This window comes from Paenibacillus taichungensis (assembly GCF_047302525.1).
Lineage (GTDB): Bacteria > Bacillota > Bacilli > Paenibacillales > Paenibacillaceae > Paenibacillus > Paenibacillus taichungensis_B.
Map to the genome: position 1 here is coordinate 1,611,497 of NZ_CP168020.1, position 12,299 is coordinate 1,623,795.

Below are 12,299 nucleotides of genomic sequence, written 5' to 3' on the forward strand. Positions count from 1 at the left end.
ATGAAGGCTAATCAGCAAGATCAGAGAAAAATAGGTTGGGTCGCGATAGGCGGCTTATTGTGTTTCCTCGCAAGTCAATGGTTTCGTTCCTCTGCAAGCTCTGATCTGATCATATCGGGTTACCCGGTTTTGACACTCTTGGGTGGCTTCGCTGCAGCAGCGGCCTGTATCGGCATTTATAATCAAAGCTGGTTATTTCAGACTCAAAGACTGACCCTCCGAAGGGTCCTTATGACTACGCTGTTTTTATTGATTGGTTTGTTTGAATTAGTTCACATCGTTTCTTTTGCCGAAGAAATGCCAAATGGCGCGATGGTGGAGTCGGAGTTCTCGCTGAAGATGATGTCGCTTGGATCTCTTGTTTGTGCGGCAGGTTTGCTGTTCATATATGCAGTTAACGAGAGGGAAATTGCGTTACCACGCAAATTTTTAATCTTCAGTGGAACACTCGGTGTTTTTGTTGTTTTGTATACAGTGGCAATTCAGGAATGGGCTGTACTGCCGACCTTGCTGGAGGGGAATGTGCTTGGCGGCATGTTTACCCGAATTCATTTTCTGATCGGAATCCTGTATGGCGTGACTGCGGTCGTGTTATTTGTTCAATGGAAAAAAGGCAAAGATGGTGATCTGCCTACCATCCTTTGTGCAATCCTCTGTTTTTTCTTTGGAGAATGTTACTTTGTCTCTGCTACGAAGATTAATGATCTCAATCTGTTGCTAGGTCTGTTAAGCGATTGTTTGGGCTATTTCTTCATCCAGAAGGGATTGTATTCGTCTGTGGTGGATACGCCTTTTCTCAAACAACAGGTGGCTGAAGCGAAAATGAACTTTATTGCTCATCATGATGATGTGACAGGGCTACCGAATCGCCGTCGTCTTTCTCAGCGACTGAAAGTGATGATGGACGAGGCCATGGTGGAGGAGCAGCTTGTCGGCGTACTGGTATTGAACATTAACCGATTCAAAACGATTAATGATTCACTGGGTCAACAAGCGGCTAACCGTGTACTTCGTCAGGTTGGACAGCGTTTGAAGCATTCTTCGCTCCCGGGAGAGGAAGTGTTCGGACTGGGAAGAGATGAATTCGTGCTGACAATGACAGACTTCTGCACAACAGATACGGCGTTGCGGCGGACAAGATCGATCTTGCAACTGTTCGAAAAACCTGTAACGGTAGATGGGAACGAATATCATCTCACGCTGGGTATAGGTATGGCGATATTCCCGCATGACGGAGACTCACCTGAAGAGATCATCCAGAATGCGGATACGGCGCTGCATAATGCCAAAGAGCAGGGAGTGGAGCTAAACCGATATGCCCATGCGATGCAGATGAAAGCCCAAGAACGTTTGCAGCTTGAGAATGATTTGCGCAAAGCGCTAGATCGTGGGCAATTCTATCTTGTGTATCAGCCGCAGGTTAATCTGGCTAGTGGTTTGATTGTGGGTATGGAGGCTTTGGTGCGTTGGCAGCATCCGCTTAGAGGGTCAGTATCCCCTGGGGAATTTATTCCTCTTGCTGAGGAGAGTGGGCTGATCGTGCCACTTGGAGAATGGGTATTGCGTGAGGCCTGTACACAGAACAAGCGATGGCAAGAAGCGGGTTACCGCAAGCTTTGTGTATCGGTTAACCTGTCCATGAGACAATTCAGGCATTCCCATCTGCTGGACAGCATCAGCGGCATTCTCAAGGAGACAGGCTTGGAACCTGTGTGGCTTGAGCTGGAGATTACGGAGAGCATGACGTTTGACAAGGATCGTGCGTTCGAGCAGTTGCGCAAAATTAAGGAAATTGGTGTGCACATCAGTATTGATGATTTTGGCACCGGGTACAGTTCACTGCATTATTTGAAAGATCTGCCGATTGACCGTCTCAAGATCGACCGTTCCTTTGTCAATGAAGTGATGGAGGATAGCAATAACGCGGCAATTGTGTCGACCATTACCTCAATGGCTCATCACCTACAGTTGAAAGTGACGGCTGAGGGCGTTGAAAATGAGGACCAGCTTTCGTTTCTTCGTGATCAGCATTGTCATGAGGCTCAAGGGTACTTTTTCAGCAAACCGATTGTGGCAGCAGATTTTGAAAAAAAATTTTTGAGAGATGTGGATAAACCCACGGGGTAAGGATAGACAGGGGCGTGGACACGCTTCTGTCTTGTTCTGTTTCGAAATGTTAGGGGGGAAATGGTAAAAAGAAGTTGCAAGCGTTGGATGATCATGGTATATTAATTTTGTGAAATTCATGTAAATGTTCCTCGGAACTTGACGGGACGTAGCTCAGCTTGGTAGAGCACCTGGTTTGGGACCAGGGGGTCGCATGTTCAAATCGTGTCGTCCCGATCGTCATTCGCGCGGGTGTAGTTCAATGGTAGAACTTTAGCCTTCCAAGCTAATAGCGTGGGTTCGATTCCCATCACCCGCTTAACTAATGCAACACCTGAAACCCTTGTGAAAACAAGGGTTTTTCTTTTTCTAGAAGTTAGTTTAATCTAAGTCATGTTTGAATGGAGAATATCACTGACTCCGAATTCAAAACCTTTGCTTTTCCTCCATCATCTGGTACAATAACGGAGAAATCGATACTAGACATGAATGAGAGGTAACCATACGTCCCATGAAGTAAAACACATGAATTGAACCCCAGTAACTGCAGAGAGTTTATGACGCAGTCAGCCAAAAAAAGCGGCTGAGCAATGAGGGGATTCGTGTGTCCAAATTCAGCTATGGGATCAGGTATGGAAACAGGCAGGCTGTTCTGGCTTGTGTGTACCCTTTTAGGGGTTCTTTGTTCATACTGTGGGGTATCTTATGCTTGTTTTTTGACGCTTTATCCAATCCTGAATTGCCAGACCGCCGGCTGATGCCAGCGGTTTTTTATTTTGAATTGCAGGAAGGATGAGGCCTCATGATGACAATGGTACGCCTACATGAAGTATCGAAAGAGTGGAACGGGAATGAGTTGTTCGCAGGATTGAATCTGGAAATAAATGAAGGTGAGCGGCTCGCCATTCTGGGTCGCAACGGCTGTGGCAAGACCACCTTATTACGCATAATTCTTGGAGAAGAAGATGGTGGTGGACGCATCGAACGCCACATTCCGCAGCAGGAATGGGGTTTCATGCGCCAGCGCTCCTTGATCAAGCCTGAGATGAATGTGCTTGATGCCGTCCGGCAGGAAAGTGGACGGATCTACGAGGTGAAGCGTGACCTGGAAGAATTAGAACAACGTATGAGCAACAGTGGAGCCGCAGATGAGCAGCGGCTGCTCGAAGCTTATACGATAGCGATGGAGCAATATGAGCAATTGAACGGGTATATGTGGGAGACTGAAGTAGAGAAGGTACTAACGCGACTGGGGTTATCGTCGGAACATTGGATTCGGCCGTATCATTCTTTGAGTGGTGGGCAAAAAACGAAGGCCCGTCTCGCAGGACTATTGGTCAGTAAACCCAAATTTCTGATTCTGGATGAACCGACGAATCATCTGGATGAAGAGAGCATGCGCTGGCTTGAAGAATGGCTTTCCGCCTATGCCGGAACATTGTTGTTTGTCTCTCATGACCGGACCTTTATTGATGAGGTTGCAACGGGTGTCATCGAGTTTAGCCCGGATGCACTAACCAAATATAAGGGGGGCTACACTGATTACAAAGGCCATAAGGAACGGGAATTGCGTGAGCAGGAAGCAACCTATCGCAAACAGGAGCTGGAACGGAAAGCGCTAGAAGAGACGATCCGCAATTATCAGCAGTGGTTTCATCAGGCTCATAATTCAGCAAGCGATGTGGAAGTGAAAATAACTCAGAGCTTTTACAAAGCGAAAGCCAACAAGAACATTTCCCGCTACCATGCCAAGCAAAAGCAACTGGAGCGCCTGGAGAAGGAACGCGTGGATAAACCCCGCGAAGCTGCAAAATTGAACATGGAGCTGCAAGTGAACACGCTGGCTGCCCGCCAGCTCCTTGCATTGGAAGACGTAAGCTTTGGTTATCCGGGAAGCCCAACATTGCTTCACAATCTCCGGATTGCGGTCGAACGTGGAGATCGTCTTGCCGTACGTGGTCCGAATGGCACAGGCAAGACGACACTGCTCAAATTGATGATTGGAGAGCTGGAACCATCCCAGGGTAAAGTGACACGACATCCACAACTGAAGATCGGTTATTTTTCGCAAGAGCTTGAGGGGTTACCGGAAAGTGAGACACTTCTGGATAGTTTGCTCAGTCTTCCATCCATGACACAAAGTGCTGCACGTACCATTCTCGGATGCTTTTTATTCTCAAGAGATGATGTGTTCAAGCGTATTGGGGATTTGAGTATGGGAGAAAAGTGCAGAGTTGCATTCCTGCGGTTGTATTTCGGGGGATCTAACGTGCTGGTGCTGGATGAACCGACCAATTATCTGGATATTGATACACAGGAAGTAATGGAGAATATATTGAAGCAGGCATCCGGAGCACTGGTTCTCGTATCCCATGACCGCATGTTGACCAAAGTACTCGCCAGCCGCTTGCTTGATTTAGAACCCGGTGGGAAGGCTACACTGTATGAAGGTGGAGTGGAGGATTGGGAGCAATCCATCAAACTGCGAGAGTCCGCCCTTGAGGTTCGGGAGTCAGATGATGAACGGCTGCGGCTTGAAATGCGTTTATCCGAGTTGTTATCTCCCATGAACAGTGCGGGCAATGATATGTTGACTAAGCCTGATGATGTAATTGAACGGGCGGCTGAAGTTGCGGAGGTTCGCGAAATTCAGCGTCGTTTGAAACAGTTGCACGAGCTGCGAAAACAGAAGTAATCGATTGACGAAGCTTATGCCGTTTTACTTTTTGGCTTAACGTTTGATCATGCGGCTTTACGGCTTGCTATTTCGAGCGATTTTGCATATAATAATGGACGATCATCAGTAAATTTGAAGGTTTATCTGACATGCAAACGTGATGATGGAGACAAGTAAGCAGTGCCTCTGGACAGGGAGGAAGCGCCGTAGATTGAGAGCGTTTCTGTAGAACAAGGCTGCTGAAATTCACTCCGGAGCGGTTCCCTGAACCATATCTTGCGATTCATCGCATGAGTCAGTAGGGGGTAACGGTTAACGGTCGTTATTCCGTATAGAGTGAGGCAAACATGTTGCAGGCCGGAAGGGCTGGGCAGCATTGAATGTCTAACAAGGGTGGTACCACGGTCTTTTCGTCCCTTCAGGGGAGAGAAGGCCTTTTTTTGTTGCATTAAACCACATAAAGGGGGCATTTACACATGAAAGAACGTTTGGAGGCATTAAAGATCGAAGCGCTGGAGCAACTGTCTGGCGTGAACGATCCACAGACGCTGAGTGATCTGCGTGTAAAGTATTTGGGGAAAAAGGGTGCATTGACCGAGATTTTGCGCGGTATGGGTGCGCTTAGTGCAGAGGAACGTCCGGTGATTGGTCAGGTTGCCAATGATGTTCGCGGCGCGATTGAAGAAGTCATTGACAGCAAGCAGGAGCAGTTCCAGAAGGAAGAGACGGCGAAACGTCTGCAATCCGAGAAAATTGATGTGACCCTGCCAGGACGTCGCGGACGTCAAGGTGGACTGCATCCACTGACCAAAGTGGTACAGGAAATCGAAGATATTTTCATCGGTATGGGATACCGCGTAGCGGAAGGTCCTGAGGTTGAAATGGATTATTACAACTTCGAAGCACTGAATCTGCCGAAGAACCACCCGGCGCGTGATATGCAGGATTCTTTCTATGTAACAGAAGACCTGTTGATGCGTACGCATACGTCCCCGGTTCAAGTTCGCACTATGCAAAGCATGAAAGGTGAAGTGCCTGTTAAAGTCATCTGTCCGGGTAAAGTATACCGTCGTGACGATGACGATGCGACGCATTCGTTCCAGTTCAATCAGGTTGAAGGTTTGGTTATTAGCGAGAACATTCGCATGAGTGACCTGAAAGGTACCTTACTGCAATTCGTACGCGAAATGTTCGGTTCACACACTGAAATTCGTCTCCGTCCAAGCTTCTTCCCGTTCACCGAGCCAAGTGCTGAAGTGGATGTGACTTGTGTGCAATGTGGTGGCAGTGGCTGCCGGGTATGTAAACAGACAGGTTGGCTTGAGATTTTGGGCGGCGGTATGGTTCACCCGAAAGTGCTCGAGATGGGCGGTTATGATCCGGAGAAATACAGTGGGTTTGCATTCGGAATGGGCGTAGAGCGTATCGCCATGCTGAAATACGGCATTGATGATATTCGTCATTTCTACAACAGTGATATGGCGTTCCTGAAACAATTCGGACGACTGTAATTACCGAAGTAGCATACAGGGCGAACGCCCTTCATTTGCAACACCAATTCATAGATTAGGAAGTGAACGTCCATGAGAGTATCGACAGATTGGCTGTCTGATTATATCGCGCTGGAAGGCGTGGTACCGCAGGAGTTGGCAGAGAAATTCACCCGTGCGGGGATTGAGATTGATGTAGTGGAGAACCGGAACCAGGGCGTGAACAAAGTGGTTGTTGGTTACGTGAAGAGCAAGGAGAAACACCCTGACGCTGATAAGCTGAATGTATGTGTGATTGATGCCGGACAGGAAGAAGATCTGCAGATCGTATGTGGTGCGAAAAATGTGGATGCCGGTCAAAAGGTAGTCGTTGCCCTGGTAGGAGCGAAGCTCCCTGGTGGACTCGATATCAAAAAAGCCAAGCTGCGCGGCGTTGTATCCCTTGGCATGATCTGCTCTGCGAAAGAACTGGGCATGAACGACAAGTTGCTGCCGAAGGACCAACAGGAAGGCATTCTCGTTCTGCCAGCACAAACGGAAATTGGCACACCAATCAGCCAAGTACTTGGTCTCGACGATCATGTTCTTGAACTGGACCTGACACCGAATCGCTCCGACTGTCTGAGCATGCTGGGTGCAGCTTATGAAGTAGGTGCAATTCTCGGTCGTGAAGTGAAACTGCCTGATCCAACTCAAAAGTTGGTGGAAATCGGTGATGTGGCTGCGAATCATATCTCGGTTGAGATTACGGCTGGCGAACAATGCAGTCATTATGCAGCCCGCTATGTAACTGGCATCAAGCTCGGAGCTTCCCCGCAGTGGATGCAAAACCGTTTGATGGCCGCTGGCATTCGTCCGATCAATAATATCGTTGACATCACGAACTATGTCATGCTGGAATACGGACAGCCGCTGCATGCTTTTGATGCAGATAAGCTGGAGAAGGGCCACATTGAAGTGCGAATGGCCAAAGAAGGCGAAACGATCGTGACGTTGGATAGCCAGGAGCGCAAGCTGGAGCCGCATATGCTGCTCATTACTGATGGCGTGAAACCGGTAGCCATCGCGGGTGTTATGGGTGGCGAGAATTCCGAGGTAACGGAAACCACAGTGAATCTGTTGCTGGAATCCGCCAAGTTCGACGGCGGAACTGTTCGGAAAACGTCGCGCCAACTGGGGCTGCGTTCCGAAGCAAGCATGCGTTTTGAGAAAGAAGTCGATCCGGCTGCTGTCATTACGGCATTGAACCGTGCGGTTGAATTGATCCAGCGTTATGCGGAAGGCGAAGTTCATCAGGGGATCGTGGAAGCTGGAACAGCCGCTGCGGATAAACATGTTGTGCAGCTGTCGCTGGATAAACTGAATCGCTATCTGGGAACCGAGTTGTCCCTGCTTGAAGTGAAAACCATCTTCGCTCGTTTACACTTTGCGTGTGGTGATGCGCAGCAGGGTCTGCTTGATGTTGAAGTTCCTAGCCGCAGAGGGGATATTACACTTGATGTGGATCTGTTTGAAGAGATTGCCCGTCTGTACGGATACGACAATATACCAACCACGTTGATCGAAGGACCAACAACACCGGGTACTTACACACGTTCGCAAGCAATGCGCCGTACCATTCGTGGCCTGTTTGCAGGTAGTGGCTGGCAGGAAATGATCAGCTATTCATTTATACACCCGGATAAAGTATCCTTGTTCCCTGCTCTGACAGAAGGCAGTAAAGCCGTGAAGCTGGCTATGCCAATGAGTGAGGATCGCAGCGTGCTTCGTAAGAGTATTTTGCCGCAAATGCTGGATGCAACGGTGTATAACATGAACCGCAAGCATGATTCACTGGCTGTATTTGAAGTAGGTAGTGTATTCTTCACTGAAGAAGAAAAGCTGACGAAGCAACCGCATGAAATTCCGGTCCTGAGCTTGTTGCTCACCGGAAATCGTGCATCCCAGCAGTGGAATGTGGGAGTTGAGAAAGTGGACTTCTTCGATCTGAAAGGTGCACTTGAGAACCTGTTCGCCTATGTGGGCCTGGAGCAGCGCATTCGCCTGGTAGCAAACAGTCCAGAAGGCTTCCACCCTGGTCGTTCCGCATCGGTATACCTTGAAGCAAAAGATGGCGGAGAGGGCAAACTGATTGGTACGATGGGTCAATTGCATCCTGAACTGCAACAGCAATATGATTTGAACGATGTATATCTCGCAGAGATCGGGCTTGAAGCTATCTATAGTGAAGCGGATGCGGATATCCGTTATCGTGAGCTTCCACGATTCCCGGCAGTTGAGCGGGATATCGCAGTTGTTGTGAGTGAAGATATCGAAGCTGGGGATATGCTGCGTTCGATTCGTGAATCTGCTGGCGAACTGTTGCAAACCGTACAGGTATTCGACGTGTTCACAGGCAGCAAGTTGGGTGAAGACAAGAAGAGCGTAGCGATGGCTCTCGTTTATCGCAACCGCGAACGTACTTTGACTGATGAGGAAATTACCGAGGTTCATGCTCGTGTTGTTGCTCGTCTGGAGGAGCGATTTGGAGCCGAATTGCGTAAATAGAACATAAGTCAATTTTTTGAACAAAGATTAGCAGGAATTGCTTGAAGTCACATCGAATCCTTAGCATTAGAGGATCGATGTGACTTTTTTTGTTTTACAGCTTAGAATCAACATACAGACTTAAAGGAGGGCACAACTGTGACTACACCTGATCGTACACGCGTCACCGTAGAGATCTACGGGACTTCCTATAAACTGGTTGGCAGCAGTGCCGACTATATGAAACAAGTAGCTAACCTGGTGGATGAGCGAATGAGCGCCATCTCCAAACATAATTCCCGACTGGATACCCCGCGTATTGCAGTTCTGGCAGCTGTACATATGGCTGAGCAGTCTCTTCAGACTCAGGAAATTCGGAATGAGCTAAAAATGCTGACCGGTGAACGTACCGAAATGAGAAATGAACTCAATCGGCTGAATGCCATACAAAATGAACATCAGCAGGAACTGGAACGCAGGGACCAAGAACTCGCTGAAGCAATGAAACTTAAGGCTGAGGCGGAACAGGCCATCGCGAAACTCCAGAAGGATCAGCAGGCAGAAGTAGCCAAGCTGAATACATTACTGGAGCAGGAACGCGCTCAGGCAGCAGGTCGCGAGCAAAAGCTTCAGGCTCAAACTGCGGCGCAACTGAAAGCGGCTGAGGAGAAGGCACAGGCGCGTCTCAAAGAAGCAGAAGAAAAAGCAGCGAATCAAATCAAGAATGCACAGACTCAGGCGGCAGCTCAGCTGAAGGAAGCACAGACACGTTCAGCAAATGAGTTGCAGCAAGCCCAGGCCAAAGCGGCTGCACAATACAAGGAGCTACAGGATAAGACGGCAGCTCAACTGAAAGAAGCAGAAGCTCGGGCCGTGGCAGAACGTCAAAAAATTGAGGTGCAGGCCGCACAGCAAGTACAAACAGCGAAGGAACAAGCAGAAGCGGCAATTTTGTCTGAATTGGAACAAGCAGAGGCCCAATTGCAAAAAGTTCAGGAAGAAGCACAGCTTCAATACAGTGAACTTCAATCCGAGATGGAACAGCGTATACAGCAGGCAGAGCAAGCTGCCGTCAATCAAGCTCAAGAACTGACTGAAAAGGCAAAAGAAGAACAAGCCGCACTGCAGCAACAAGCAGAGCAGAAGCGACTGGCTGAGATTGAACAGCTGAATGCAACGTTCAAGGAGTCATCCGAACAGGCGGAATTGGAATGGATGGAAAAAGAAGCGGCTTATGAAGAGCAGCTTCAGCAAATCCATGAAGCAGCCCAGACTCAGGCGAAAGAAGCTGCGGCAACTGCTGAGGCTTTGCTGCAAGAAGAGCAAGGCAAGCTGAAGCAGCAGTTGGAAGAAGAACGTAAACAGGCCAAATCGCGCTTAACCGATGTTGAAGGCCAATTAGCCGAGGTACGTAAGCAGCTCAAGAATGCTCAAGAAGTTGTTGTAGATCAGGAGCTACAACTCCAACACGAGCGTAGTCAAACAGAAACGCTGCGCAATGAACAAGCCGTATACAAACAGGAACAGGATGTTCAGCTTCGTCGAATTACGGAATTGGAGCAGCAACTGGATCTATTGAAAGCAGATAGTGCTCAGCTGACTGAACAACTTCGCAACACAGAAGCTGAGGCAGAACATTTCCGGGAAGCGGAACAGCAATGGAAACAGCAGTACAACGAGACCGTTGAACGTGAATCTTCTCTGACAGCACAACTGCGAAAAGTACAGGATCAGCACGGTCAGCTTGAACAGGAAATCAAGAAACTCCGTGAAGCCGAAGTGAAGTCCGAGGATGAGCAGCGCAGGTTGCAAAAAGTGCTTGAGCAGGCCCATGCGGCAGTACGCACATTGCAACATGAACTTGGTGCACTGACGCAGAGCGAGCAGTCTTGGAAAGAGCAGGCTGAACAACGTCTGATCGAGATCGGTGAACTGGAGACACAGGTACTTGAAGCTGCAGAACAGAATGAAACGTTGGAGTCTGGTGTACAGTCCCTTCATGATGAATTATCCGTTGTTAAAGAAGAAGCTCGTCACGCCAGCGAAGAAGCAGAACGTTATCTTGCGCAAGCTGGTCGTCTGGAGTTACAACATAAAGAGCTTGATGGTGAATTGAATGAAGCTCGTGAAGAACTGAACAAGCTGCAGGAAAATTATAAACAAATCCGTAAGGATTATGGTGATGCACTGCAGCGTGAAGAAGACTATACTCGCAAGCTGAATGAGATGAGCGAAGAAAAGAAAGAAATCGTGCGTGCGCTTGAAGAATCCAGGCAGAATGCTAATCAGCTATCTGGGCGTATCGATGAACAAGGCAGCTTACTGACTCAGACAGAAGAAGAAGCACTTGAGTGGCAGATTAAGCATGAAGAATTGTCTGCCAAACAGGCAGAGCTCTCCTCTCGCCTGAAAGAGCTGACTGATCGGGAAGTTGAGCTAAGCTCAAGAGTAGAACAAGCGGAACAACAAGCGGAACAACAAGATCAGGTTTGGCAACGTCGTGCAGATGAATGGGCGGCTCAGGAACAGTCCTGGCAGGATCGATGGACTACACTGGAGAATGAATTGAATCTCTGGCAGAAAGAAAGTGCTGCCAGTGTGGAGAAGGTAGAAGAGCTGGAACACGAGCGGCAGCAGCTTGCCCAGCAGCGTGCGGAAGCAATCGAAGAAAAGCAGACGATGGAAAATGAACTGCTGGATATCGGTGAGCGGTATGAACTTGCGGCCAATCAGTTACGTTTGCTGCAGGTTGAACGTGAAATGGAGCAGGAGAAGGCGGAGCAACTGAATACAGATTACCGCCAATTGCGGGATGAATATACGAAATTGCAGACGGAATATAACGAATGGATTGAATTGATTGAGCAGGATCAGACCTAGCTGATGATTATGTCATAACTGGAATCCTGGACAGCGCACTCTTGTACAATTTGTTATAATGAAGAAAGAGCTCCCGTCGCTACGGGGGCTCCTTGTCTTGAACACTATTCTTCAACAATAATTTTGGAGATCATACTGCTGTGACCGCTTCCGCAAAAGACAGAACAGGACATTTCAAATTCCCCTGCTTTGTCGGGAGTAATCACTTTGGAACTGTTCTTGGTATCCAGCTGAAGGTTCAGCTCGGGCACGAGTACACCATGGTTTCCGTTTGCATTTTCATAAACAATCTTAACCGGAACACCTTTTTTCAAATGGTATTCAGGTTGGTCAAATTCATAGTTGCTTGCTTTGATTACCAGTTCTTCGCTTGCAGTTGCGCCCGAATCGGACTCACCGTTTGATTCTGCGGATTGTCCAGTTCCTCCACATGCTGCAAGAACCAGGATCAACATACAGGCTGTAAGCCATGCCATACCTTTCTTCATCATATGCCTCCTTAAAAAGCGTGATATGGATAAAATTTGAATGATTTCTCCAGTCATCATACCGCAAATTGACGATGCCTGTACATGCTGCCTATGTCGTTTTTTTGAACATCAGCATGCTCACAACCTAAA

6 protein-coding genes and 2 tRNA genes are annotated in these 12,299 nt (G+C 48.3%); 7 read left to right on the forward strand and 1 reads right to left on the reverse strand.

The window, feature by feature from the left end:
• The 7 genes from ACDJ58_RS07545 to zapA all read left to right on the forward strand — a co-directional run bounded on the left by ACDJ58_RS07545 (position 1) and on the right by zapA (position 11,679).
• A complete protein-coding gene (locus tag ACDJ58_RS07545) occupies positions 1–2,127 on the forward strand; it encodes an EAL domain-containing protein (protein ID WP_413376831.1) in 2,127 nt (708 codons plus the stop codon).
• Between the two features lie 142 nt (positions 2,128–2,269).
• Positions 2,270–2,343: transfer RNA gene (locus ACDJ58_RS07550), tRNA-Pro, on the forward strand.
• An 11-nt stretch (positions 2,344–2,354) separates the two neighbouring features.
• Positions 2,355–2,425: transfer RNA gene (locus ACDJ58_RS07555), tRNA-Gly, on the forward strand.
• 483 nt (positions 2,426–2,908) lie between these two features.
• On the forward strand, positions 2,909–4,801 hold the full coding sequence (abc-f, locus tag ACDJ58_RS07560) for a ribosomal protection-like ABC-F family protein (RefSeq protein WP_413376833.1): 1,893 nt from the start codon (positions 2,909–2,911) through the stop codon (positions 4,799–4,801).
• A gap of 458 nt (positions 4,802–5,259) precedes the next feature.
• The gene (gene pheS, locus ACDJ58_RS07565; protein ID WP_024628331.1) at positions 5,260–6,294 is read left to right on the forward strand and encodes a phenylalanine--tRNA ligase subunit alpha; all 1,035 of its coding nucleotides are present in this window, start codon (positions 5,260–5,262) and stop codon (positions 6,292–6,294) included.
• A gap of 72 nt (positions 6,295–6,366) precedes the next feature.
• Positions 6,367–8,820, forward strand: coding sequence for a phenylalanine--tRNA ligase subunit beta (gene pheT, locus ACDJ58_RS07570; RefSeq protein WP_413376836.1), 2,454 nt, complete (start codon positions 6,367–6,369; stop codon positions 8,818–8,820).
• 138 nt (positions 8,821–8,958) lie between these two features.
• Complete coding sequence (gene zapA, locus ACDJ58_RS07575) at positions 8,959–11,679, forward strand: cell division protein ZapA (RefSeq protein ID WP_413376838.1); 2,721 nt, start codon at positions 8,959–8,961, stop codon at positions 11,677–11,679.
• 104 nt (positions 11,680–11,783) lie between these two features.
• Here zapA and ACDJ58_RS07580 read toward each other — a convergent pair whose 3' ends face one another.
• Positions 11,784–12,167, reverse strand: a complete 384-nt coding sequence (locus tag ACDJ58_RS07580) for a cytochrome C oxidase subunit II (protein ID WP_413379540.1) — start codon at positions 12,165–12,167, stop codon at positions 11,784–11,786.
• Positions 12,168–12,299 lie beyond the last annotated feature (132 nt).